Genomic DNA, 23,141 nt, shown 5'->3' on the forward strand with positions numbered 1-23,141 from the left:
GTCAATGGAAAATACAAATCGAAACGTATTTGCGCTAAATGGCATTACAGGAATGTTGATTGCAACAGTCTTATTGCTTTCTATCCTTGGAGTACTCACTTTCTTTGGATTAAAAGCACAACAAGCGGTGGCTGATAAACCTTATAAAATTACTGATCCACAAGCACTTCAAATGAAAGATGCTGCGAATGCGAATCAGAAAGTTATAGCGAAGTAAGGGGTAGGAAATGGCTGAAAATATGGATAAAATCATTGTCGTTGGATTGGTATTTATTGCTGCAATTGCAGCGTGGGCAGTACTAACGCAGCACCACTTGTTCATCGGTTAATGAATAGTTTATTACACGTAAAAGCAAAGAAGCTATGGCTTCTTTGCTTTATTGTCTTATTTCCTCTTGGGATTTTTGCCAAAGATTTTGTTATATATGATGATATTTTGGAAGAGAGAACGGCTCAGAAAATTGAAGAGATGGGCAGTGAACTTTTTAATAAAAGTGGCGTCAAAGTCATTTTAATTGCCAAAAAAAATGGTGGTGAAAATATTCTCACCTATGAGCAAAACTTTGCCAAAGATCTAAAACCTCCGTATGCTCTTTTAACCCTTTTTCAAGCGGAGCAAAAAGTAGATGTATATTATTCCGCAGGCCTTGAAAAAGAGTTTGATAAAGAAGCACTCCTTTCACCTCTTCCATGGAAAGGAACCATTATTCCATTACTTACCTCAAAGAAGCAAGAGGTTAGCGTAGGCCCTGCATTGCTCAATGGGTATGCTGAACTTGTTGAAGAGATTGCAAAGTACCGTAAAATAGAGTTAGAGAGTGCTATTGGGAGTGCCAATAAAACAACGATTAATATTGTACGACTTGTGTTGTATAGCTTTATGGCTTTTGTTGTCGTATTCATCATTTATAAAAGGATAAAAAATCGTGGATAAAACGAAAAGTGAACACACTTATTACCCTCATGTTGTTATTGGAATGATTTTAGGATGTGTCGTTGCGTGTGCTTATACGATTAAAATTGCTACAGACAATCCTGTTGAAATGGATACCTTTTATATGGAGAAATACCAAAAGGTGGATCAGGACATCAATCAGATTTTAGAGCTTCAAGACAAATTTAACGCCAAGTTTGATCTTGCGTATTCGACTGAAAAGTTTAATATGGGACAAAATAGTATTACGCTCAAATTGACCGACAAAAATGGTCAAGCAATTGATAATGCAACGATTACAATGATGCTTTCTCGTCCTGATAGCAACAAAGAGAATAAACAACTCAGCCCTTCTAAAGTTGAGAATGGGAACTACACTTTTGGACCTTTTGAGATTACAAAGCCAGGTCGCTGGCAGATTCTCAGTAAGATTGAGGTTGGTGAATTTAAAGGCTATCACAAAAACGAAGCTTATTCATTTAAGTAAATATTAGGGCACGTTGTTAGTCAATAGCGTGCCACTCATTTTCTTTCATTTTGACATAAAAATTCTTCTCAAATCTTTCCTTTGTTATAATGCTTACCATCAAATATGAGTGAGGAAAGATGCTAGAAGTTTTTGCAACAAGTCGCGCGGTACGCTCTTTCTATGACACGTTTTTAGATGCCAATACCCTTCTTCCCAAAGCCATCACCATTGCAGAATTAGAGCAAAAAGCCGTTCTTGTGCCACATCATTCCTTAGTCGATGAAGATATGCGTGTACTTCTCATGCAGGAGGCTTCGCGCTTTACCAAATTTGAACTTCTTTATATTGAACGTGAATTTTTCACGTTTTTGAAAAACTCAAGCTATCTGTTTCGTTTTTTTGAAGAACTTAGCCACGAAAAAGTGGCACTTGATGCGTTGTTGAGTGCCGATACGTATGAGCACTATGCCGAACACTTGGAAGTGTTGCAAACGCTTTTAAAACACTACAAAGCACTTTTATCAAAGCATAGCTTGTATGACCGCATCACGCTTCCTGAATGCTATGAACTCAATGTTTCATACATTCGCTCCTTGGGGGCTGTTCGTATTCATTTAGAGGGCTTTTTGAGCCGTTTTGAGGTGGAGCTTTTAATCCAAATTGCAGAGCTGATTCCTTTATATGTAAATGTTACTATTAATGCTTACAATCAAAAAATGGTATTACTGTTTGCGGATCTTGGTATCGCATTGGAGCAAAACAACACCTATGAGATCAATCTCGCCACGAAAGAGATTTTACATGTAAACCCTCAAAATGCTTCCAATCAAGATATTCAAGCGTATGGTTTTTCATCGCGCCTCGCGCAAATGGGGTATGTGCAAAGTGCCACAGCTCAGTTTGTGGAAGAGGGTTTGAGCCCAGAAGAGATTGTGGTGGTTTTGCCGGATGAGCGTTTTGCTGAAGTGTTGCGCCCGTTTGACACATGGCATAATCTCAACTTTGCGATGGGCATAAGCTTGAAACAGAGCCAATTTTATCAAAAACTGAGTGCCCTTGAAAAGGCAATGCGCAATGACGAAATCGAAGATCATCTCCGCGTTACGCGCTTAAAAATAGAACCCGAAATCATGGTTACATGTAAAGAGATTTGGCATCAAAAAGTCTCCCACGAAACGGCGATGAGTTTCTTTGAAACATTGCTTTCCTGTGATGCCAAAGAGCAGCAAAATCCTCTCTTTCAAGAAGCCTTTTTTGCTTTTACCCACTTTTTAAAACATGCACCCTCTCTTCGTTTTGAACAAGTCACCAAACTCTTTTTAAACCGTCTTGCAGTGCTGAGTCAAGATGATGTTCGAGGTGGAAAGGTCACCGTGCTCGGTGTGCTTGAAACCAGAGGTGTGTCCTACAAAGGCGTTATTGTTCTTGATTTTAACGATGAGTTTGTGCCCAAGCGGAGCCAAAAAGACCTTTTTCTCTCTTCGGCAGTTCGCGCACATGCTGGGCTTCCCACCAAGAGAGATCGCGAAAATTTACAACGCTATTACTACCATCAGCTTTTCTCGCGTGCGCAGAAAATTGCCATTGCCTATGTGAAAAATGAGACAAGTATGCCTTCACGCTTTTTAGATGAGCTTGGCTTTAATACAACCGTTATGGCAGATGAAAAAGCATTGCAACCGCTTCTGTTCGATGTCAATGCTTCCAAAACGCTTTACGATCAGCCTTTCATCGATGCACCTTACGATCTTAAAGCGTTTCCCCTTTCGGCAACAAAGCTCAAGATACTGCTTACATGTAAACGGCAATTTTACTTTCGTTACATCCAAAGGCTTAAAGAGGCGAAGATGCCAAGTGCTCAAATTGATGAGCAAGTCATTGGCTTGACGCTTCATAAAGTGCTTGAAGATGCGATTTGCGATGAAGTACTGTTGGATGAAAAGAGCCTTTATGCCAAACTTGAAATGCTTTTAAAAGAGAACAATCACCATGAAGTCTGGGGTTACTTTGTCGATGTCTGGCTTCAAAAACTTCGCCCGTTTATGCACAATGAGATCCGTCGCTTTGATGAGGGCTTTCGGGTTTTCAAAAAAGAGTTTGTGCATGCCGTACCGTATGAGGGTTTTATATTGGAAGGGCAGATCGATCGTATTGATCAAAAAGGAGATGAGCTGTTTGTCATCGACTATAAAAGTGGGAAAGTGCCAACGACGAGCGAGCGAACACTAGAAAGTACTACCGATTTTCAGCTGGTCTTTTACGCGTACATTGCAAGTTCATTAGGTAGGGTTGGAGGCGTTTATTATTACGATCTCAAAGAGGGTATTTTAGTACCTGAAAACTTTTTGGAAGAGAAGAAAGCGCTTTTACATGTAAAACTACAAGAGCTATCCAAACCGATCAATGGCTACGAGTTGTGCGAGGAGATCAAACATTGCAGGCTTTGTCCTTACGTGCAGTTGTGCGGACGTGAGGAGCAGATATGAATCTAAGTGCTTATTTAGCACTCGAAGCCAGTGCGGGAAGTGGAAAAACCTTTGCTCTCAGTGTTCGTTACCTCTCCCTTTTGTTTATGGGTGCGAATCCACAAAAGATCGTCGCACTCACCTTTACCAATAAATCTGCAGCAGAGATGAAAACGCGCATTTTTGAGACGCTTAAACACTTAGAAGAGAAAGATGAATTAGAGGCGATTTGCGTGCAAACGGGCAAGTCAAAAGAGACGTTACTCTTTGAGAAAGAGCGTGTCATGCAAACTTTGCTGCAAGCCGACATCAAGATCTCGACACTGGACTCTTTTTTCTCTTTGATTTTGCGCCATTTTGCGTTACATGTAGGGTTACAACCCGACTTCAAAGTGGGGCAAAATGGGCTTGATGAGGAGCTGGTGGAGCGTTTCATCAAAGGGTGCAAAAGCAAAAATCTCTACAATGCCCTAATCGCTTTTAGCATTAACGAAGATAAGAAGCTAAATGATCTTTTTAGCCTGCTAGATATGCTGTATCAGAAGAAATCAGAGCTTGACATTAGCACCTTAGATGAGGGACATTACCCATCCTTAAAACCGTGTTTGGATATTTTAGAGCACATCAGGGACTATTTTGAGCAAAGTGGACTCTCCGCGCGTGGGCTTGCGACACTCAAAGCGGACACACTAAGCGATTTGCTTTCCAAGAAGTATTTGGAGCGTGAAGACTTTGGGTATTGGGACTATAAAAAGTATGCCAATGAGACAACCGATGCACTTTTGCGAGAACTCAAGCAGGCTTTAAATGTTTATGTCAATGCCAAGGAGGCATACTTTTTAGGACAGCTGGGCAAACTCTTTGCCATTTACGATGAGAGTCTGCGAAGCTTAATGAGCGAGTATGGTGAGCTTCGTTTTGATGACGTGACCAATCTGCTTTACACCCTTTTGCGTCAGGAAATTAGCAAAGATTTTCTCTATTTTCGCCTTGATGGGGTGATAGAGCACCTACTGATCGATGAGTTTCAAGACACAAGCATTGTGCAGTATCAGATTCTTCTGCCACTCATTGAAGAGATACGCGCAGGGCAGGGCGTAAAAGATTTTAAAACACTCTTTTTTGTAGGTGATGTGAAGCAGTCGATCTACCGATTTCGCGGTGGGGCTAAAGAGCTGTTTGGGTACGCTAAAAAGAGTTTGCACTTAGACGTGAATGCGCTCGATACGAATTACCGCAGTACCGAGCAAGTTGTTAATTTTGTCAATGAAATCTTTACATGTAAAATCAAAGGCTATGAAGCGCAAAAGGTTGCCAAAGCCACGGGTGAGGGCTACATCAATGTGCGCATTGAAGAAATGATTGAGCCTTCTGTTTTAGAGGCGATTGCTTTGCTTCTAAAAGAGGGTGTTAAGCCCAAAGACATCGCACTTTTGGTGCATACGAACAAAGATGCCAAAGTCTTTAAAGCGTTGGTGCAAGAGCAGTTTCCCGCTTTTCATGTAAGACTTGAGGCGACCTTGAAACTCATTGAAGTGCGCTCCATAAAAGCCATCATTGCGTTGCTTAAATACCTCTATTTTGGCGATGAACTTTACAAAGCAGCGTTTCTAGCTCTTTGCGGCAAGACGTGGGATACACCGCTCTCTCGTAGCGGATGGGATTTAGACGCGACGCCACTCGTTTTGGTCGAAAAAATCATTAAAACCTATGGACTGTTTGATGGGAGTGCTGATCTGCTCAGTTTCTTAGAAGTTGCCAGTCGTTATGAAGAGATCGAGAGCTTTTTATTTGCGCTGGATGAATTGAGCGATGAAGCCAAAAGTGAAGATGTGGATGGTTTGCGTGTCCTCACCGTTCACAAGTCCAAGGGTTTGGAGTTTGAGCATGTCATCGTGTGTGATCGTTTGAGTCGCGACAACAATCGAAGCGATACGATTTTATTTAGCTACGATGAGGTGGACATTAAAGGGCTTTATCTGACCATGGGTGGCAGAGAAGCCGTTGATGCGGTCTATGCCAAAGCTAAAGAGCAAGAGAGCGTTTTGATGTACGAAGACAGGCTCAATGCGCTGTATGTTGCCTTCACGAGAGCGAAGCGTTCACTCTTCGTCTGTGCCAAAGCGCAAAACAGTGCGTTTGAGATGCTGGAACTGAGTACAACAGAACGAGGCGTGATCGGCGTTTCTACCAAAGAGACACCGCTTATTCCAAGCACGATGAATGTCTATCAGCCTCAGCGTTATGGCGCGCAAGAGGTGGCAAGTGCGCCGGAAGTTGAGGGCGAGAGCGCTGAGATTGCTTCCATTACGTTTGGTATTGCACAGCACTATTTGTTGGAGATGCTAGACAGTTTTGATGAATCTTCGCTAAAGAGAGCATACATCGCACTGCAAAACCGTTTTGCACCGCTTTTGGATGAGCCAACCTTGCAAGCGATCTATCAGCGTGGCGAAAAATTGATTACATGTAAAGCCTTTTTGGATTTGATCGAGGGGGCAAAAATCTATAAAGAGCAACCGCTTATTTACCAAAAAGAGCGTAAGCAGATCGATCTTTTGTTGGAATTTCCCGATCGCATTATTGTCATTGATTACAAAAGTTCGAAAAAGCAGAGTGCAAAACACCAAGCACAAGTGAAGCTCTATCAAGACGCACTTTCTACGATTTATAATTTACCTGTGGAAGCGTATATTTGCTATTTACAAAACGATGGCGTTGAACTTGTCAAAAGCTTATAGTACACTTAATTTAAGTAGTATTTAAGTATATTTTGATTAAACTTGCACTTCGTTAAATAAATACGTCAAAGGTTATGACAGATGAAAGCTACACAAGCGATTAAGCCAAGCGAAGTTAAACGCGACTGGATCGTAGTGGATGCTGCTGGTAAGAGATTTGGTAAAGTCCTTACAGAAGTAGCAACACTGCTCAGAGGCAAACATAAACCTTATTTTACTCCAAATGTTGATTGTGGCGATTTCGTTATCATCATCAATGCGGAAAAAGTAGAGTTTAGTGGAACAAAATTAGACACAAAATTGTATCACAGACACACAGGATATTTCGGTGGCGTTAAAACTGAAAAATTGGGTGATCTTTTGAACAACAACCCAGCGAAATTGTACAGACTTGCGGTAAGAGGCATGTTACCTAAAACAAATCTTGCTAAAGAGATGATCAAAAAGCTAAAAGTATATGCCGGTAGTGAGCATCCACATACAGCGCAAGTTAAAGCAGAGGTAAAGTAATATGGCAAAAGTATACGCAACTGGTAAAAGAAAAACAGCTATCGCTAAAGTATGGGTAAGCGCACCTGGTAAAGGTTCAATCACTGTTAATGGTATTGACTTTGAAGCGTGGCTTGGTGGTCATGAGACCATTAAAAAACGTGTTCGTCAACCACTTGCTCTTACAAAACAAGAGACAAGCTTTGACATCGTAGCTTCTACTCAAGGTGGCGGTTATTCAGCTCAAGCTGATGCTGTTCGTCACGGTATTTCTAAAGCGCTTGCAGCAATGGACGCTGACTTTAGAGCGATCCTTAAACCTTATGGTTTATTGACTCGTGACTCAAGAATTGTTGAGCGTAAAAAATACGGTCGCAAAAAAGCAAGAAGAAGTCCTCAGTTCTCAAAACGTTAATCGTTTCTTTACAAAAGTCTTTCGAGACTTTTGTACTTTATGCAAGGGATTTTCCCTTGCATTTCTCTCCTTCAATCTTTCAAAAACTTTAATTTCAAAAAGAGTATTATTTAAAACATCAATATATGTTCACCAATAAGGGTAATGATGTTACTTCGATACAGTATTTTTATCTTCGTATTATGTTCACTTTTTGCAAGTGATACCCCAAATAGTGTTTCTGCTGAAAAGCTTATTGCTGCACATGAGAAAGCGTTGCAAGAGTATGCTCGCACAGAGGAAACTTATGCTTACAATCGTTTACGCAATACTATTAAAGTGTTAGAACCGTTTGATTTACTGCATATTCAAAGACCTGAAAATCTTTCGTCGAAACGATTTGCACACATTTTGAATGATTATGCTTTTTTTCTGGTAAAAAAAATTGAGCGCTCAGAAAATAGATTAAGTGAAATTTCTCATTCTGAATATCGAAGTTATCTTATACAGACAGGACAGTATGACGAAGCGATAGCCCTTTACCAAAGAGCAATTGCGGAAGATCCATTGCGTGCTATTGTCTATCTCAATCTCGCCGATACATTGCGTAAAAAACTCTCAACTCTCAATACCTATCAAGAAAAGGTAGAACTTACAAAGGAGGTTAAAAAAGCCTATCTTGAGTATAAAAAACTGAGTCAAAAAACGACTCCTTGGATAGATGATTTTTTACATTTTAATCTTGTTGATACTCCTCCTCACGATATTTGTGAGTATATAGTAGATTATGCCAACAAAGGACGGCTTAAAGAGGTATATGGAAGTGGGAGATCGGTAGAAAAAGAAGATGGCAATGGCTTTTTTCAAGTTGAAATTGCACTTATAGGAAGCTTCGGATTTGAAGATGCATATTTTTTCGATAAAGCAATCGATAAAGAAATATCTATAGGTACCGAAATCTTAGATTTTCAAAATTCTCATTCAAATAATATCAATCCTGTCCCTTTTTATGACCAGCAGTATCTGCTCTTTTCCGCTGATGGGGAATTTGTGGATAGTGTATTTCCTATAGGAAAGAGATATCAAGGAGCAAAGAAATGTATTTTTAAAAATGAAATTTCGTATAAATTTTCTTCTCAATCAGATCCTGTTTTATGTCCATTGCTTGAAACAGACAAGCACCCACCTTTTATTGAATTTAAGGAAGAAAAGTTTTCTCAAGGAGTATTGAGGATTCCTTCGAAAAAACAAGTAAATAATGTAAAGGAAATTACCTATGAAACAATTGCACTTGAAGATTCTATAAAAGTTGCAAGAATAGATATTTTCAACAATGGAACAGAAGAGATCGTGCATGAAAAATCAGCCACGCATTGGTTAAAAAATATGAAGTATAGAATTTTTAGTATATTGGATGCAAAGCATCACTATAGAGAGAGTTGTACAACTAAAGAGGCTATTTTATTGTATGAAATGGAAAACATATATGTTGAATCAGATAAATCAGGAGAGTGTAGCTTTATAATGCCTCCTTATTATTTAGGCAATGATACGGGGTGGTTTATATATAATGGAATTACATATTATGAGACAAAATTTCCTAAAAATATTCCTTTGTCTAAGCAACATGAATTTTTCAATGTTGCCTATATCAAGGACGGGCAAGTCCATAAAGCATGTGAAGCTGTGTTTGATAAAAAAGTTAAAATCATCGATAATCCTAAATAATATAAAAGGGAAGAATAGATGTTACTCTTCCCTAATAACTCGCCAATTCTTGAATCAATACTTTCACTTCGTCTTTATCAAAAAAGAGATTGAACTCTAACTCTTTGGCAAACACTTTAAGTAACGCAATTTTTTTCGTTTGGCGCTCATCATGGTTTTCGATGTCTGAAAGTTCGGTATTAAGTCTCTCAAGGAAGTTTTGGCGTATCTCTTCTTGTTTTTGTTCTTTTGATTTTGGCTGCTTTTTAGGTTTTAGCACCAGAAATAAAAAGCCAAGGAGAATGAGTATGGCAAAAATGGTGAAGAAAATTTCCACAAAAAACCTTTACATGTAAATAGGGTTGATGTGAAAGTATATCGAACCAAGAGCTATAAAATTTTAAATTTCTTTCATTTCTTAAACCACTTTTGTGTAAAATCTCTTAAACTAACACAAAGAGGAATCCCATGCACTTTACAACTCCCCTTAAAAGCAACAGCACCAAAATCATGCTCATTGGCAGTGGCGAACTCGGCAAAGAAGTCGTCATCGAAGCAACACGTTTAGGCATCGAAACTGTAGCGGTGGACTCTTATCCACAAGCACCCGCGCACCTCGTTGCCAATAAAAGCTATGTGATCAATATGAAAAACAAAGAGGAACTTTTAGAGGTGATTCGCCGTGAAAAGCCAACGTTCATCTTGCCTGAGGTTGAAGCACTCAGCATTGATGCGCTCATTGAAGCGGAGAAAGAGGGTTTTTGTGTGATTCCTAATGCGGATGCAGTTAAAAAGACGATGAACCGTAAAAACATTCGCGAGTTTGCAGCAGAGAAACTAGGGCTTAAAACCAGTGGATACGTTTTTGTTAAAACACTTGAAGAGCTAAGAGAAGCAACTAAAAAGCTGGGCATTCCTTGTGTTGTCAAACCTGTTATGAGCTCATCTGGGCATGGACAAAGTGTCATCCGAAGTGAGGCGGACATCCAAAAGTCATGGGAGATCGCCAAAGAAGCCAGAGGTGACGCGAGCGAGCTCATCGTGGAAGAGTTTGTGCCATTTGACTATGAGATCACGCTTCTCACCGTTCGCAATGGCAAGGAGACGGTCTTTTGTGAGCCTATCGGGCATATCCAAGAAAACGGTGACTATGTTTTGAGTTGGCAGCCAGTACCGATGAAACCTGAAGTGTTAGCCAAAGCGCAAGTCATGGCAAAAACGGTGACGGATGGTTTGGGTGGCCGTGGACTTTTTGGCGTTGAATTTTTTGTGAAAAATGATGAAGTGTACTTTAGCGAACTGAGTCCTCGTCCACACGACACAGGCATGGTCACGATGATCACACAGAGCCAGAGCGAATTTGCGTTACATGTAAGAGCCGTTCTTGGCTTGCCACTGGACTTTACCTTTTACGGAGCGGGTGCGAGTGGAGCGTTTAAGAGCTTGAGCGAAGAGCATGTTCCAACACTAACCATTCCAGAGAGTGCCTTTTCCAAAAACTCTTTTGTGCGTGTTTTTGGAAAACCTGTGAGTCATGTGGGACGTCGTATGGCGGTTGCTCTTGTTTTAGATGAAGTGGAAGCGGCAAAGAAAAAAGCGAAAGAGATTGTCTCAGCGATTATCGGATAACGATTAAGTTTATTCCTTTGTGATACACGAAGGAAGATTTTTGGGCGCTTTGAAGCGTAGCTGTTTGTTAACATTCATGCGCCCATAGACCACTTCAATATCAGAAGCGGTGATGCCGAACTCTTTAGCAAGAAAACGCACCATGTGATCTGTCGCTTTGCCCGCTACAGGTGCGGCGGTGACACTAATTTTGAGTTGGTTCCCTTTGACTTTGCCTATGGCGTCACGTTTTGCACTGGGTGTTCCAAGGATATTTAAAACGAGAATATCGCCTTCCCATGCGTAAAATATGTGAGCAAGTTTTTGGGCTTTCATGAATTTCCTTTGGTAGTACTGGCAGTATTTTTTGAGAGAGATCATCATACAAAAAGCATCCAAAGTTAAAAATTAAAGAGGAATGATGATGCGTAAAATTCTTATCAGCGCATGTTTAATTGGCGAAAATGTCAAATACGATGGCGGCAATAACGCTTTACATGTAAAGATTCTTGAGCAGTGGAAGCAGGAGGGGCTTTTAGTGCCTCTATGCCCTGAAGTGCTTGGAGGTCTTGGTGTTCCTAGACCTGCGTGCGAAGTGATTGAAGGAACCAATAGAGTCGTTTGCAAAAGTGGTGAAGATGTCAGTATCGCTTTTGCCAAAGGTGCGACAGAGAGTTTGCGTATGGCACAAGAAGAGGGCGTTTGCATGGCGATCTTGAAAGCCAGAAGCCCATCGTGTGGCAAAGACATCATCTACGATGGCACGTTTACGAGCACACGAGTCAATGATTCTGGGATTACATGTAAGCTTTTACAAGAGAGCGGCATTCCTGTTTTTAGCGAAGAGGAGTTGGCGTTAGCCGAAGCCTTTTGGAGGCAAAAAGGGTAAATGCCCTTTTTGCTTTTAGAAGTTATGCGTTGTGTAAAATTTCTTTGATGACTTTTTGAGTATAAAGTTTACTTACGCCTTCTCTGATGGCAGATTGTGCGGCATTGGAAGCGATAGCCGTAATTGAATCAGCACTGATAGCAGCATCGGCTAAACTGACAGGTGCGCCAATTTTGGCAAACCATTTTTTGAGTTCAACAATTCCTTCTTCCGCGCTCTTCTTTCCAAAGATTTTTTCTGCAAAACGTTTAAATTGAGCAGGATTTTGCGTGTGAAACCACTTCATCCATGCAGGAATGACGATAGCCAGACCCGCACCGTGCGCTATGTTGAAAAGTGCTGAAATCGAGTGCTCAATCATGTGATTTGGAAAACCCGTAAGGTTGGTTCCAGCCGTCGTCGAGCCATTAAGTGCTTGTGTCGCCGCCCATGTAAACTCAGCCCTTGCATCATAATCTTCAGGATTTTTGAGCAAAATCTCAGTCGTCTCCATAACGGTTTGAATGATACCCTCAACCATGCGTGATTGAAAATGCGGTTGCTCTACTGCTGTAAAATAGCCCTCAATAACGTGAGCGATGATGTCAACGGCAGAGTACGCCAAGTAGTCGTTTGGTACGCTTTTGGTGAGCTCTGGGTTGAGAATAGAAAGACGTGGATAGATGTGTTCAGAGTAGATATGATACTTTTGCGCCGTCGCATCATTGGTTACAACCGCATAACCGTTCATCTCACTACCCGTGGCGGCTAACGTCATGATGGCATAGATGGGTAACGCTTTCTCAATCGTTGCTTTGCCAACAAAAAAGTCCCAAACATCATTACCATGTAAAGCTCCAACGGCGATGGTTTTAGCGCTATCAAGCACAGATCCTCCACCCACGGCAAGGATGGCTTGCACCTTCTCTTTTTTAGCCAAAGCAATACCTTCGTTGACTTTGGTGAGTTTTGGATTGCTCACGATGCCTGAAAGCTCAACCCAAGCGATACCTTTTGCTTTAAGTGAAGCGGTAACTTTCTCATAAAGACCATCGCTTTTGATGCGTTCACTACCGTAGCAGAGCAACACTTTTGTGATATTTTCTCTTGCAATCTCAGCGCCAATAAGATTCTCTTTTCCTTTTCCAAACTCGATTTTTGTGGGGTTGTGATAGGTAAAATCAACCATACGTTCTCCTTTTATTTTCTATGCGATATTATAGGCTGAAAGAGTCAACAAGTGGTAGAACATTTTCGCATAGTTCTTGCCTATTCCTCCAAATTTGTTTATAATACGCCAAAATGACCGAATAAGAGAGATAAATGAGTATGTCCAATGAACGCCTTAGTATGCAACAAGATGAACTTGTACAGATTATTGAAAAACACGCACCAAAAATGGGTGGAAGCGCTACTTCTATTCCTTTTCTACGCTTTTTTTGTACCACAACACCCTCGGAGTTTTTACATACACTCTATGAGCCTTCTTTGTGCCTTATTGCTCAAGGCTCCAAAGCGGTGGGCTTGGGAGAAGAACTTTTTTCGTATGACAAAAACGCTTACCTTATTTCCTCAGTACATCTTCCTGCGCGGGTACAAATTCAAGAGGCATCGCCTGAAAAACCTTATTTGTCGTTGCAACTCACTTTTTCAATGGATCAGATATTAGAGATTTTTAAAGAGTTTGACCAAGAGGAAGATAAAGGAGTGAGCCAGCCACAATGCGGGCTTTACTTTGGCGAAAACTCTTCTTTGTTGCTTGACCCCATACTGCGGCTTGTGCGTTTACTTGAAAATCCTAAAGACATCAACATCCTCGCTCCGATGATCACGCGTGAAATTCTTTACCGCATCGTACAAGATAAAGGTGGAGCGATTATACGACAATTTGCAAAAAATGGTAGTCTCGCACAGCGTGTCTCACGAGCCATTACGATGATCAAAGAGGATTTTGCAGAACCTTTGCGTATTGAGACATTGGCGCAAAAGATTGGGATGAGTTCTTCATCACTGCATTATCATTTTAAACGGGTAACGACGATGAGCCCTTTGCAGTTTCAAAAATCCCTGCGTTTACAAGAGGCTCGAAGACTACTAATGGTCGAAGAGATGGAAGCGAGTCATGTGGCGTTCCAAGTAGGCTATGAAAGCCCTTCACAGTTTAGCCGCGAATACGCACGTCTTTTTGGGCTGCCTCCGATACGGGATATCAAGCGCATCCGTGAAGCATTTGAGTCTGCGTAAAAGAGACTTTAAATCTTTACATGTAAAGCTAAAGCCGTGTTATTTCCGTGCAATCGGGTAGGTGTTTGAGGGATTCTTCAAAGCTTGTATACGTTTGCAAGGCCGTGATGACGATGCTTAAAGGCTCGCTCAGTATCTCTTGGAAGTCGATTTCATGAGATGCTTTGACTCTAAAGGCGAGTTGCTCAAGCGGTGGAGAAAATTCTGCATGGATACCTTCTTTATTACCTCGTGAATCAACGCGGTACCAGCCAAAATCTTTGAGATAAATAGCATTGAGTCCATGCAATGTGTAAGGCTCTCCTCCATTATCTAAAAGGCTGAGTCTTTGGTAGCACAATCCTGCTGGGATACTATTAGCACGACACAGAGCTGCTAAAAGATGACTTTTGGCATAGCACCACCCCGTCTGATACGCTAAGACATCACTGGCTTTACAGGTAATGATGGCATCTTTATGATCTCCCGTATGACGGATGTGGTCTCGCACAAAGGTAAAACAACTTTTGGCAATCTCAACATCGCTCTTTGCGTCCCCTTTTAACTCTTTTGCTTTTGCCAAAATAGAGGGGTGCTCAAAATCAATGACGAATGAACTTTGAAGATAACCTTGTAGATTAGGGTTCACAGATGACTCCTCGCTCAAGTGCTCCTTGCTGATCTTTGAAAATAGCCATTGCCGTATTCATCTTGTAAAAACCAAGTTTGGTGTAAAAAGGCTCTTTACCAGGATTTGCGTAGAGAATGATTTTAGTATGATCTTTTGAAAACTCAACCAGTTGTTTCACGATGGCTTTACCAATGCCAAGCCCTTGAAAATCAGGATGAATAGCGACATCACAAATATACGAGCAGTCTACACCATCCGCAAGTGCGCGGCCAACCCCAACCAATAGGGCATCGTCATAAATAAAACAGACATAGCGGCTATTGGAAAAAACGATTTTCAGGTTTTCAGGTTTTTTATCACCCAGTGGAGCAATTTTATAGAGGTGTGACAACGCTTCCCAATCGATATTTTCGTTATTATAGATCCATTTAAGCGCCATGAGATTCCTTTAGCGATTGGCCAAAAAAGCAAGCTCGGGTGAAGTCATGGACGGCGTAAATTCCGTGATCTCATAGGTGGCTACATCATGAATGTAAAAAGGATCACACGCGATGAGCGCTTCAATCTCAGCCCTGTTAGCGGCCAATGCCAAGATAACACCTCCCGTGCGGGGATTTTTACGTCCTGAGGCTAAAAAAAGACCTTTTTCGTAGTTGTCTTTGAGAAATTCGACATGCGCACTCAGATGTGCATCGACTTCCTCAAGGGATTTGTGATAGGTTAAAGCGATGATAAACATAAAGATTCCTGTTATGAATTGCGGACAAACGTTTGCATTTTTTTAGAGAGCGAGCTAAAAACAAGGTCATACGAGTCATCGATCCAGCCAAAAAGCATTGACTCATCAATGTCATCATCGCAGATAACCGTATTCCAGTGCTTTTTGTTCATGTGATAACCCGCTATGACATTCTCGTACATCTCTCTTAGTTCTCGCGCGTAGTAGGGATCGCACTTGAGGTTGATGCGTGGTGGGTTACTCTCTTCATCGACCAGTGCAAAGATTTTATGTCCTACTTTGTAAACGGCGGTTGTTTCATCAAAGGGGTACTCTTTTGTAGCACCAATATGGCTCAGGCAGTAATTATTTAAGATTTCAAACGTCATTTTATTTGCACCTACAACTGTTTTCATGGTCATTCACCATACCACACGCCTGCATAAACGCATAAAGGGTGGTTGAGCCTATAAATTTGAAGCCTCGTTTTTTGAGATCTTTGGTCATTGCATTCGAAATGGGCGAGGTTGTTGCTGCTGTTTTATAATCACTCACATTGTTTAGAATGGTTTTTCCATCCACATAGCCCCAAAAGTAGGCATCGAGTGAGCCGAACTCCTGAGCAATGGTTTGAAAAAGTTTGGCATTGTTAATGATGGCTTCAATCTTTGGACGACTTTTGATGACTTCGCCTTCACTCAAAATGCGCTCCACATCCATTTCGCCCAAATGCGCCACTTTTTCGAGGACAAAACTGGCAAAAGCATTGCGGTAGCCTTCACGTTTTTTTAAAATGGTGAGCCAACTTAGTCCAGCAGATTGTGTTTCAAGGCAGAAAAGCTCAAACAAAGCGCGATCATCATGCAGAGGTTTTCCCCACTCTTCATCATGGTACGCCACATAGGTAGGATCGCTTAGTTTGAGCCATCCACAGCGCGAAAGATTTTGTGTCATTTTTATTTCCTCAAAGAGGTATCATGCTAAGATTATAGCTCAATAGAGTTAACAAACAGGAAATGCAGATGTCCATTCACGTACTTGAATACATTAAAAAAAATTATAAAGACCAGACGATTGAAGCCAATGGTGTGGTCATAGCGCGTTATTTTGCTGTTAGTGATCATTATAAAGCTGAAGCGTATATGGAGCAAAACCTTCTCAACATTATCCTAGAGGGTAAAAAAATGCTCCACACTCAAAATGGTGATGTTGAAGTAAGAGCGGGTGAGGCGTTTTTTCTATCGCGTGGTGAATACGTAATGAGTGAAGTCTGTGAAGGTGGAAATTATGCGTGTTTGTTGATCTTTTTTGATGAAAAAGTGATGCGGAATTGGCTATCACCCATCTTAGAGAAAATACCGTTACATGTAAAGATGCCCAATTCTGCAATTGAGCCTTTTTGCAAGATAGAATTAACTCCCTTTATAAAGAGTACAGCGCTTTCGCTACTCCCTTTTATTGAGCAAAAGCCCGCTTTTGTGGACACGATTTTGGTGTTGAAACTGCAAGAACTATTGCTCTTGCTTTTGGGCTCTGCTGAGGGTGCAAAACTTGTCTCTTACTTTCAAACACTGCTTCCTCGAAGCGTTGATCTTAAAGTTTTTATGGAGGAGCATTTTACGCAAAACTGGAGTATATCAGAGTTTGCAAGACACAGCGGCAGAAGTTTGAGTGCGTTTAAAACAGAGTTCGTTTCACAGTTAAAAACCACACCTATGAAATGGATACTTGACAAGCGCGTCGAGCGTGCTCATTTTCTGATCGAAAAAGGAGGCCTTGGTATTGGTGAGGCAGCGTTTAGGGCAGGTTTTAAAAGCCAGTCTCATTTCTCTCGTCTTTTTAAAGCACGTCACGCGCTGACACCAAAAAACCTTATAGATAAAAAGTCAAACCTTACAGACTAACCTATCACCTCTTTTTACATGTAAAATGATCCTTGAAATTTTACTCAAAAGGATTGTTATGAAAATCAGACACCTACTAGCGCTACTGGCGTTTATGGTAAGTACACTTGTTGCAGGAGAGTTTACGCTTTACAGTAACGACCTTGCTGGACAGCTCACAAAAAAGCAAGAAGCCTCATCTCACGGATGTGATGGCTCAAACATCTCTCCTGAACTTCACTGGAGCAACGTGCCCTCTGGCACTAAGAGTTTTGCGGTGACAGTCTATGACCCCGATGCTCCAACAGGTAGTGGCTGGTGGCACTGGGTTGTTTTTCATATCCCTTCATCTGTCAATGCGTTGCCTACTGATTTTGGCAATGTGAATAAAGCAACCACTATTTCAGCGATTCAAAGTATGACAGATTTTGGTAAAGCTGGATTTGGTGGGGCGTGCCCGCCTAAAGGCGATAAAGCACATCGTTATGTTTTTACAGTACATGCACTCAGTGTTGACAAACTCCCTTTAGATGCGTCTTCCATGCCAGCCCTCGTTGGCTTTATGATCAATGCCAATACCATTGCAAAAGCAACATTGGTTTCGTACTATCAACGCTAAGGTGTGTAAAGTAAAACAAATAGTATAAAAAAGAGAAAATAACTCCTATTAACTTTTTGTTTACGAAAGATTAATAGAGCGTTTAAATAACTACTCTATACTTTCACTACCAAGACAATTACCTCCTTTTTGTGAATAACTTAACAACTTTAAAAATCAGCTTCCAGATTGCCCGGTCTGGAAGCTTTTTTACTTTTAACACGCAAAAAAAGCAAAGCTCTTTTTGCTACGTTAGCCACTGAGGCGCTAAAGCTTGCCTCTTATGAGGCAGAATAGTTTATACTTTCACACTCAAAAAAACCGAAGCCTTTTTAACGATACTAGTCGCTATGGCACCAAAGCTTGAGCACATTGCCGTCAGAATATTGTCCACTACTATGTTATAATCCTTCCCATGAAAACACTTTTACTGATCCTTTTTTTCTTTACATGTAATGTGGTAGCAGCCACGCTTCATCTTGCTATCTCGGCAAATCCTAGCCGTCTCAATCCTATACTTTCGACAGATACAACGAGTGCTGATGTGACTAAATGGTTGTTTAACGCGTTGGTGACGTATGATAAAGATGCGAACATTATCTCAGAACTTGCTCAAAGTTACCATTTCGTGGATGACACAACACTTATTTTTGAGCTTAAAAAAGATGTCACGTGGAGTGATGGCGTTCCTTTTAGTGCCAAAGATGTGCTTTTTACGTATGAGACAATCACCTCTCCTAAAATCTTTACACCCTATGCGTCAGGTTTTATGCATATTTTACATGTAAAGATGTTAGACGAATTTACGGTTGAAGTGAAATACAAATATCCATATTTTAAAGCACTTGAAGTGTGGATGATGGAGATATTGCCAGAGCATCTTCTCAAAAACGAAACAGATTTGATGACCAGCAAATTTAATCAAAACCCCGTTGGAACGGGCTCTTATACGCTTGAACAATTTAATATTTCCAAAGATATATCCTTAGATGCCAATCCAAGTTATTTTATTCATAAGCCTAACTTGGAAAAGATCATTTTTCATTATTTGCCCGACAAATCCGCTGAATTTTTAATGCTTAAATCTAAAAAATTAGATGTTGGAACGCTTACGCCATTACAATTGGAACGCCAGATTGATGAGGATTTTAGAAAACATTACACTGTTTACGAAGACATTGCACATGTTTTTTCGTACATGGGATTTAATCTAAAATCTGAGAAATTCAAAGACTCACGCGTTCGTGAAGCGCTCTCTTTAGCGATTGATCGCCAAGAGTTAGTCGATATTCTCTATTTTGGGCATGGCAAAGTCTGTACAGGTCCTTTTTTGCCAGGAACGGGAGCCTTTAATGAAACGATAAAAGCCCCAAAACCTGATATTGCAAAAGCTAAAGCGTTGCTCAAAGAAGCAGGATATGATGATGCCCATCCTTTTGTATTTGAACTGAGTACCAGTGCCAATGGAACAGGAAGTTATTCCGCGCAAATTCTTCAGCATCAGCTAAAAAAAGCAGGAGTTGTGATGAAACTTCGCATTATGGAGTGGCAAGCATTTCTAAATACCGTTATAACACCGCGTAATTTTGAAGCGGTTTTGATGGGGTGGTCTTTGGGACTAAAGCCCGATGCTTATAGCATTTGGCATAGCGAATCTATGCGCAAAGGTGGGTTTAATTTCATTGGCTATGAAAATGCAGAGGTCGATAAACTTATCAAAGAGGCAGAAAAAGTAGTCGATCAAGAGAAATTTGATGCATTGTACCGAGAAATTTTTGCCAAAATTGTAGCCGACAACCCTTATCTTTTCTTAGTTATTCCTAGTAGTATTACTGTTGTAAATAAAAAGATTACTCCTGTTTCAACGTCGATAATTGGGGTTATGCACAATACCATTGATTGGATTAAACCAGAACTTTAATCCCTTTTTGCTCAAAACTATGCTATAATTTACATCTTCACACGAGAAATCTGAAAAATATTAATACTAAAGGAAAAAAAATGAAAAAAACTCTATTTTCATTAGCGGCACTAGCATCTTTGGCATTTGCAGCACCAACTGCATACAACTATGAGGTAACACCAACTATTGGTGGCGTTTTACCAGAAGGTAATCTTGATCTTAAAAATCAACTGACTTATGGTTTGAGATTTGGTATCAATCTTGATAATAATATTATTAACCAAATTGAACTTGGTTACGATAGATCTAGCAACATAGATTATAAAGGCATAAATGCCGATACAAACTTTAACCGTTATTATGCAAACATCGTTAAAGAGTACAAATTAACTCCAGAAGCAGCATTGTATGCTTTGGTTGGACTTGGTTATGAAGATGTAACTAACCCACAATTAGACAACAAAGACAGCATGTTTGCACAATACGGTGGTGGTGTAAAATACTGGGTAACAGACAGTTTTGCACTTAAAGCAGAAGTTCGCCATGCCGTTAAATTTACGCATAGTGACAACAACTTATTCTACAGCCTTGGCTTTACGATTCCTTTCGATGCAAAATCAGCTCCAGTTGCAGCAAAAGCGGCTCCAGTTGCGGCTCCAGTTGCAGCAGCAGTTGCTCCTAAAGATAGCGATGGTGATGGCGTATATGATGATAAAGATAAATGCCCAAATACTCCAAAAGGTACTGTTGTTGATGCAGATGGTTGTCCAAAAATCATTCGTTTACATGTAAAATTTGACTTTGATAAATCAGCTGTAAAACCAGAGTTTATGCCTGAAATTCAAAAAGTTGCAGATTTTATGAAACAAAACCCAGGATACAGTGTTGTACTTGAGGGTCATACAGACTCTAAAGGTAGCGATGCTTACAACCAAAAACTTTCAGATCAACGTGCAAAAGCAGTTGCAAAAGCTTTAGGAACTCTTGGTATTGCTAATGCAAAAATCACAACTGAAGCGTATGGTGAGAGCAAACCAGTTGCAACAAACGACACAGAAGCTGGCCGTGCTGAAAACAGAAGAGTTGACGCAGTATTTAAAAAATAATTTAGGATTATAATGAATTTACACATGGATCTAAGCTGGACAGTGATTGTCAATTTTATCACTCTTTATGGAGTGAAAGTACTTGCTTCTTTACTGATTTTTTTCGTTGGTAAAAAAATAGCATCTCTTTTAACAGCTGTTGTTGTTAAAGGGATGCGCAAGTCGAAGATTGATGAGACTATTACCAGCTTTTTTTCCAATGTGATTTATTTTGGTCTCTTGGTGGTGATAATCCTAGCAGCTCTAAGCAATCTAGGCATTAACACCACCTCTTTTCTAGCGGTTCTTGGAACGGCTGGTCTTGCTATTGGTTTAGCACTCCAAGGTACACTTTCCAATGTAGGTGCTGGTATTTTATTGGTTTTTTTCCGTCCTTTTAAAATTGGTCACTCTGTGCAAGTTGCAGGCGAAAATGGTACGGTTGAAGAGTTGAATCTTTTTAGTGTTGTTCTTAAAACAGGTGATAATAAGCAGATCATTATTCCTAATTCTGCCGTAATTGGAAAAAATATTATCAATTTTTCTGCAAAACCTACATCGCGCGTTGATTTGATTTTTAATATTGGTTATGAAGATGACCTTCGTTTAGCAAAAGAGACGTTGCAGGATATTGTTGATAAAGAGCCAAATGTTCTAAGGGAACCTGTCCCATTTGTTGCAGTAAGTGAATTAGCACAAACGAGTGTAAAGCTTATGGTGCGTTTTTGGGTTAAAAACGAAGACTCTGCTACTGTGAGTTTTTCTATGACTGAAAAAGTGAAGCTTGCTTTTGATGCAAAGAGGATAAGTATTCCTCATCCTCCTATCTCTGCTACACCTGAGGCGTAATTACTACTTATTTTCCAAATACTTGTTGGATGATAGAACTACCACTAGCCATTGGATTGCTGCGAAGTGCTTTTTCTTTCTCTGCGATCATATAAAAAAGTCCATCGAGTGTTTTTCGACCAATATAATCTTCAATATTTTCATCACCACTAGGAACGGCATCACCCATACCCAAGCCTTTTGCAATAGATGAGGCTTGTCCTACCATTGCATTATTGGAAAGTCCAGCTGTTGCATTGCTTCCACCCGCAAACCCTTTAAGGCTTTGGTATGAACTCATGACTTGGCTATCTTTGATACTCTCTTTAATAATTGGCATAATGGCACTCAGCAGTTTTGTTCCTGCTTTTGTTTTAAAGTAATCGGTTGCTGCTGTATTTCCGCCACTGACAATGGCATTTGCATCTTCAACACTCATGGTTGAAATGGTGTCACTAAAAATAGAAGCCGTTTTTGGAACTGATTTTGATGCTGCTGTGTTCATGGTTTTTACAAAATCATCCACATAGCTTTTCCCACCTAGCTTCTCTGCCGCAGTAGCTACGGGTTTGAGAGAGGCAGGAAGAGGAATTTTAACCGCATTATTGTTCAGAAATCCTCCTTCTGTTCCAAGTAATGAAACAGCTTGTTTGGCCCCAAGACTGAGGGCTTCTTTAACACCTGAAGTGGCACTACTTTGCGTGCTTGCTGAACTACTTGTAGTTGCTGTTTTTTGCGCCGATGTTGCACTTATGGCAGTATTGACTGCATCTTGGAAGTTCGCTGCACAAAGCATAAGCGGAGCTAAAAGTATAAAGCTCTTTGGTAACATGTATCTCCTTTTTAATGGTCTTACAGTTATAATACATCCTTACATGTAAAAGGACTATTAAGGGTTTAAATGAAGACAATTTTATTTGATTTAGATGGCACACTGATTGATTCAACCGATGCAATTCTTGAGAGCTTTGGTGTGGCGTATGAGACATTTGGACGACAAGTACCTGAGAATGATGAGATCAAAAAACTGATTGGGCATCCTTTAGATTTGATGTTTATGATGTTAGGGATTGACACGTTAGAAGCGAATGATTATGTCTTGGCATACAAAGAGCATTACAGGCTTATTTCACGTAAAAAAACAACACTTTTGCCCCTTGCCCTTGAAGCCATTAGACACGCTTCCAAAATTGCAACCTTAGGTATTGTAACTACAAAAACGGCGCACTATTCAGAAGAATTATTAGAGCATTTAGGTGTCATGCACCATTTCAAAGTATTGATTGGGCGTGAAAATGTAACACATCCTAAACCACATCCTGAACCTATACAAAAGGCTTTATTGGCTTTAAATGCAGATCCTGCTCATACATGGATGGTCGGTGATACACCAATGGATTTGATGTGCGCGAAAGAAGCTGGAGTTCATGGTATTGGCGTTTTGTGCGGATATAGCACGAAATATGAACTCGAAAAACACACTTCTTTTGTTGTCCACGATGCACTTGATGCTGTAAAAATGATTGCAAAGCATTCATAGTTTTGTTATATCTTTATCATATTTTTAGACTATGATTTTGCGTAAGGCTTGGTTAAA

General features: G+C 40.4%; 26 protein-coding genes. 17 read left to right on the forward strand and 9 right to left on the reverse strand.

What is annotated here, in order from left to right; translation table 11 throughout:
- Positions 1-4 precede the first annotated feature (4 nt).
- From N0B29_RS12120 to N0B29_RS12160, 8 genes are all read left to right on the forward strand, one after another.
- Positions 5-217: a DUF4006 family protein gene (locus N0B29_RS12120; protein WP_263833984.1), complete on the forward strand. Its 213-nt coding sequence runs from the start codon at positions 5-7 to the stop codon at positions 215-217.
- A gap of 111 nt (positions 218-328) precedes the next feature.
- Positions 329-934 (forward strand): TPM domain-containing protein, encoded by a 606-nt coding sequence (locus N0B29_RS12130; protein WP_263833986.1) that lies wholly within the window; start codon positions 329-331, stop codon positions 932-934.
- Positions 927-1,421 (forward strand): FixH family protein, encoded by a 495-nt coding sequence (locus N0B29_RS12135; protein WP_263833987.1) that lies wholly within the window; start codon positions 927-929, stop codon positions 1,419-1,421. Before N0B29_RS12130 ends, N0B29_RS12135 begins: the two co-directional genes overlap by 8 nt.
- Positions 1,422-1,540: 119 nt before the next feature.
- A complete protein-coding gene (locus N0B29_RS12140; RefSeq protein WP_263833988.1) occupies positions 1,541-3,889 on the forward strand; it encodes a PD-(D/E)XK nuclease family protein in 2,349 nt (782 codons plus the stop codon).
- The gene (locus tag N0B29_RS12145) at positions 3,886-6,609 is read left to right on the forward strand and encodes a RecB-like helicase (RefSeq protein WP_263833989.1); all 2,724 of its coding nucleotides are present in this window, start codon (positions 3,886-3,888) and stop codon (positions 6,607-6,609) included. Before N0B29_RS12140 ends, N0B29_RS12145 begins: the two co-directional genes overlap by 4 nt.
- An 81-nt stretch (positions 6,610-6,690) precedes the next feature.
- The gene (gene rplM / locus N0B29_RS12150; RefSeq protein ID WP_087439343.1) at positions 6,691-7,119 is read left to right on the forward strand and encodes a 50S ribosomal protein L13; all 429 of its coding nucleotides are present in this window, start codon (positions 6,691-6,693) and stop codon (positions 7,117-7,119) included.
- Position 7,120: 1 nt separating this feature from the next.
- Positions 7,121-7,513: a 30S ribosomal protein S9 gene (gene rpsI / locus N0B29_RS12155; RefSeq protein ID WP_263833990.1), complete on the forward strand. Its 393-nt coding sequence runs from the start codon at positions 7,121-7,123 to the stop codon at positions 7,511-7,513.
- A gap of 147 nt (positions 7,514-7,660) precedes the next feature.
- On the forward strand, positions 7,661-9,220 hold the full coding sequence (locus N0B29_RS12160; protein ID WP_263833991.1) for a tetratricopeptide repeat protein: 1,560 nt from the start codon (positions 7,661-7,663) through the stop codon (positions 9,218-9,220).
- A gap of 31 nt (positions 9,221-9,251) precedes the next feature.
- Here N0B29_RS12160 and N0B29_RS12165 read toward each other — a convergent pair whose 3' ends face one another.
- Positions 9,252-9,536 carry a hypothetical protein gene (locus N0B29_RS12165; RefSeq protein WP_263833992.1) on the reverse strand — a complete coding sequence of 95 codons (285 nt, stop codon included), beginning with the start codon at positions 9,534-9,536 and terminating at the stop codon, positions 9,252-9,254.
- A 131-nt stretch (positions 9,537-9,667) separates the two neighbouring features.
- Between N0B29_RS12165 and purT the strand changes: the two genes are divergently transcribed.
- Complete coding sequence (purT, locus tag N0B29_RS12170; RefSeq protein ID WP_263833993.1) at positions 9,668-10,828, forward strand: formate-dependent phosphoribosylglycinamide formyltransferase; 1,161 nt, start codon at positions 9,668-9,670, stop codon at positions 10,826-10,828.
- 9 nt (positions 10,829-10,837) lie between these two features.
- Here purT and N0B29_RS12175 read toward each other — a convergent pair whose 3' ends face one another.
- Positions 10,838-11,143: a DUF167 domain-containing protein gene (locus N0B29_RS12175; protein WP_263833994.1), complete on the reverse strand. Its 306-nt coding sequence runs from the start codon at positions 11,141-11,143 to the stop codon at positions 10,838-10,840.
- A gap of 88 nt (positions 11,144-11,231) precedes the next feature.
- Here N0B29_RS12175 and N0B29_RS12180 point away from each other — a divergent pair, with 88 nt between their 5' ends.
- The gene (locus N0B29_RS12180; RefSeq protein WP_263833995.1) at positions 11,232-11,696 is read left to right on the forward strand and encodes a 2-thiouracil desulfurase family protein; all 465 of its coding nucleotides are present in this window, start codon (positions 11,232-11,234) and stop codon (positions 11,694-11,696) included.
- A gap of 22 nt (positions 11,697-11,718) precedes the next feature.
- Here the strand turns inward: N0B29_RS12180 and N0B29_RS12185 are convergent, their stop codons facing one another.
- A complete protein-coding gene (locus N0B29_RS12185) occupies positions 11,719-12,864 on the reverse strand; it encodes an iron-containing alcohol dehydrogenase (RefSeq protein ID WP_263833996.1) in 1,146 nt (381 codons plus the stop codon).
- A gap of 134 nt (positions 12,865-12,998) precedes the next feature.
- On the opposite strand from N0B29_RS12185, the gene N0B29_RS12190 reads away from it, so the two are divergent.
- Positions 12,999-13,919, forward strand: coding sequence for an AraC family transcriptional regulator (locus N0B29_RS12190; protein ID WP_263833997.1), 921 nt, complete (start codon positions 12,999-13,001; stop codon positions 13,917-13,919).
- 28 nt (positions 13,920-13,947) lie between these two features.
- Here N0B29_RS12190 and N0B29_RS12195 read toward each other — a convergent pair whose 3' ends face one another.
- Genes N0B29_RS12195 through N0B29_RS12215 form a run of 5 tightly spaced genes read right to left on the reverse strand, consistent with a single transcriptional unit; the run spans position 13,948 to position 16,201 of the window.
- Positions 13,948-14,547: a transglutaminase-like domain-containing protein gene (locus N0B29_RS12195; RefSeq protein ID WP_263833998.1), complete on the reverse strand. Its 600-nt coding sequence runs from the start codon at positions 14,545-14,547 to the stop codon at positions 13,948-13,950.
- A complete protein-coding gene (locus N0B29_RS12200; protein WP_263833999.1) occupies positions 14,537-14,968 on the reverse strand; it encodes a GNAT family N-acetyltransferase in 432 nt (143 codons plus the stop codon). Before N0B29_RS12200 ends, N0B29_RS12195 begins: the two co-directional genes overlap by 11 nt.
- Before the next feature lie 9 nt (positions 14,969-14,977).
- A complete protein-coding gene (locus N0B29_RS12205) occupies positions 14,978-15,268 on the reverse strand; it encodes a YciI family protein (RefSeq protein WP_263834000.1) in 291 nt (96 codons plus the stop codon).
- Between the two features lie 11 nt (positions 15,269-15,279).
- On the reverse strand, positions 15,280-15,663 hold the full coding sequence (locus N0B29_RS12210) for an MmcQ/YjbR family DNA-binding protein (RefSeq protein ID WP_263834001.1): 384 nt from the start codon (positions 15,661-15,663) through the stop codon (positions 15,280-15,282).
- Positions 15,638-16,201, reverse strand: coding sequence for a DNA-3-methyladenine glycosylase I (locus N0B29_RS12215; RefSeq protein ID WP_263834002.1), 564 nt, complete (start codon positions 16,199-16,201; stop codon positions 15,638-15,640). Before N0B29_RS12215 ends, N0B29_RS12210 begins: the two co-directional genes overlap by 26 nt.
- A gap of 68 nt (positions 16,202-16,269) precedes the next feature.
- On the opposite strand from N0B29_RS12215, the gene N0B29_RS12220 reads away from it, so the two are divergent.
- From N0B29_RS12220 to N0B29_RS12240, 5 genes are all read left to right on the forward strand, one after another.
- A complete protein-coding gene (locus tag N0B29_RS12220) occupies positions 16,270-17,151 on the forward strand; it encodes a helix-turn-helix domain-containing protein (RefSeq protein ID WP_263834003.1) in 882 nt (293 codons plus the stop codon).
- A 64-nt stretch (positions 17,152-17,215) separates the two neighbouring features.
- On the forward strand, positions 17,216-17,749 hold the full coding sequence (locus tag N0B29_RS12225; RefSeq protein WP_438874168.1) for a YbhB/YbcL family Raf kinase inhibitor-like protein: 534 nt from the start codon (positions 17,216-17,218) through the stop codon (positions 17,747-17,749).
- Between the two features lie 394 nt (positions 17,750-18,143).
- The gene (locus N0B29_RS12230) at positions 18,144-19,649 is read left to right on the forward strand and encodes a peptide-binding protein (protein WP_263834005.1); all 1,506 of its coding nucleotides are present in this window, start codon (positions 18,144-18,146) and stop codon (positions 19,647-19,649) included.
- A gap of 80 nt (positions 19,650-19,729) precedes the next feature.
- A complete protein-coding gene (locus N0B29_RS12235) occupies positions 19,730-20,737 on the forward strand; it encodes an OmpA family protein (RefSeq protein WP_263834006.1) in 1,008 nt (335 codons plus the stop codon).
- Between the two features lie 12 nt (positions 20,738-20,749).
- Positions 20,750-21,565 (forward strand): mechanosensitive ion channel family protein, encoded by an 816-nt coding sequence (locus tag N0B29_RS12240; protein WP_263834007.1) that lies wholly within the window; start codon positions 20,750-20,752, stop codon positions 21,563-21,565.
- Positions 21,566-21,572: 7 nt separating this feature from the next.
- Here N0B29_RS12240 and N0B29_RS12245 read toward each other — a convergent pair whose 3' ends face one another.
- The gene (locus N0B29_RS12245; RefSeq protein ID WP_263834008.1) at positions 21,573-22,376 is read right to left on the reverse strand and encodes a DUF4197 domain-containing protein; all 804 of its coding nucleotides are present in this window, start codon (positions 22,374-22,376) and stop codon (positions 21,573-21,575) included.
- 69 nt (positions 22,377-22,445) lie between these two features.
- On the opposite strand from N0B29_RS12245, the gene N0B29_RS12250 reads away from it, so the two are divergent.
- Positions 22,446-23,084 carry an HAD family hydrolase gene (locus tag N0B29_RS12250; protein ID WP_263834009.1) on the forward strand — a complete coding sequence of 213 codons (639 nt, stop codon included), beginning with the start codon at positions 22,446-22,448 and terminating at the stop codon, positions 23,082-23,084.
- The last annotated feature ends 57 nt before the right edge of the window (positions 23,085-23,141 follow it).

Origin of the sequence: Sulfurospirillum oryzae (assembly GCF_025770725.1) — a bacterium.
Lineage (GTDB): Bacteria > Campylobacterota > Campylobacteria > Campylobacterales > Sulfurospirillaceae > Sulfurospirillum > Sulfurospirillum oryzae.

What these genes read in the sequence shown, in the direction of transcription:
- N0B29_RS12120 (WP_263833984.1), top strand. Translation starts at nt 5, where the DNA reads ATGGAAAATACAAATCGAAACGTATTTGCGCTAAATGGCATTACAGGA.
- N0B29_RS12130 (WP_263833986.1), top strand. Translation starts at nt 329, where the DNA reads ATGAATAGTTTATTACACGTAAAAGCAAAGAAGCTATGGCTTCTTTGC.
- N0B29_RS12140 (WP_263833988.1), top strand. Translation starts at nt 1,541, where the DNA reads ATGCTAGAAGTTTTTGCAACAAGTCGCGCGGTACGCTCTTTCTATGAC.
- N0B29_RS12145 (WP_263833989.1), top strand. Translation starts at nt 3,886, where the DNA reads ATGAATCTAAGTGCTTATTTAGCACTCGAAGCCAGTGCGGGAAGTGGA.
- rplM (WP_087439343.1), top strand. Translation starts at nt 6,691, where the DNA reads ATGAAAGCTACACAAGCGATTAAGCCAAGCGAAGTTAAACGCGACTGG.
- rpsI (WP_263833990.1), top strand. Translation starts at nt 7,121, where the DNA reads ATGGCAAAAGTATACGCAACTGGTAAAAGAAAAACAGCTATCGCTAAA.
- N0B29_RS12160 (WP_263833991.1), top strand. Translation starts at nt 7,661, where the DNA reads ATGTTACTTCGATACAGTATTTTTATCTTCGTATTATGTTCACTTTTT.
- purT (WP_263833993.1), top strand. Translation starts at nt 9,668, where the DNA reads ATGCACTTTACAACTCCCCTTAAAAGCAACAGCACCAAAATCATGCTC.
- N0B29_RS12175 (WP_263833994.1), bottom strand. Translation starts at nt 11,143, where the DNA reads ATGAAAGCCCAAAAACTTGCTCACATATTTTACGCATGGGAAGGCGAT.
- N0B29_RS12180 (WP_263833995.1), top strand. Translation starts at nt 11,232, where the DNA reads ATGCGTAAAATTCTTATCAGCGCATGTTTAATTGGCGAAAATGTCAAA.
- N0B29_RS12185 (WP_263833996.1), bottom strand. Translation starts at nt 12,864, where the DNA reads ATGGTTGATTTTACCTATCACAACCCCACAAAAATCGAGTTTGGAAAA.
- N0B29_RS12190 (WP_263833997.1), top strand. Translation starts at nt 12,999, where the DNA reads ATGAGTATGTCCAATGAACGCCTTAGTATGCAACAAGATGAACTTGTA.
- N0B29_RS12200 (WP_263833999.1), bottom strand. Translation starts at nt 14,968, where the DNA reads ATGGCGCTTAAATGGATCTATAATAACGAAAATATCGATTGGGAAGCG.
- N0B29_RS12205 (WP_263834000.1), bottom strand. Translation starts at nt 15,268, where the DNA reads ATGTTTATCATCGCTTTAACCTATCACAAATCCCTTGAGGAAGTCGAT.
- N0B29_RS12210 (WP_263834001.1), bottom strand. Translation starts at nt 15,663, where the DNA reads ATGAAAACAGTTGTAGGTGCAAATAAAATGACGTTTGAAATCTTAAAT.
- N0B29_RS12215 (WP_263834002.1), bottom strand. Translation starts at nt 16,201, where the DNA reads ATGACACAAAATCTTTCGCGCTGTGGATGGCTCAAACTAAGCGATCCT.
- N0B29_RS12220 (WP_263834003.1), top strand. Translation starts at nt 16,270, where the DNA reads ATGTCCATTCACGTACTTGAATACATTAAAAAAAATTATAAAGACCAG.
- N0B29_RS12230 (WP_263834005.1), top strand. Translation starts at nt 18,144, where the DNA reads ATGAAAACACTTTTACTGATCCTTTTTTTCTTTACATGTAATGTGGTA.
- N0B29_RS12235 (WP_263834006.1), top strand. Translation starts at nt 19,730, where the DNA reads ATGAAAAAAACTCTATTTTCATTAGCGGCACTAGCATCTTTGGCATTT.
- N0B29_RS12240 (WP_263834007.1), top strand. Translation starts at nt 20,750, where the DNA reads ATGAATTTACACATGGATCTAAGCTGGACAGTGATTGTCAATTTTATC.
- N0B29_RS12245 (WP_263834008.1), bottom strand. Translation starts at nt 22,376, where the DNA reads ATGTTACCAAAGAGCTTTATACTTTTAGCTCCGCTTATGCTTTGTGCA.
- N0B29_RS12250 (WP_263834009.1), top strand. Translation starts at nt 22,446, where the DNA reads ATGAAGACAATTTTATTTGATTTAGATGGCACACTGATTGATTCAACC.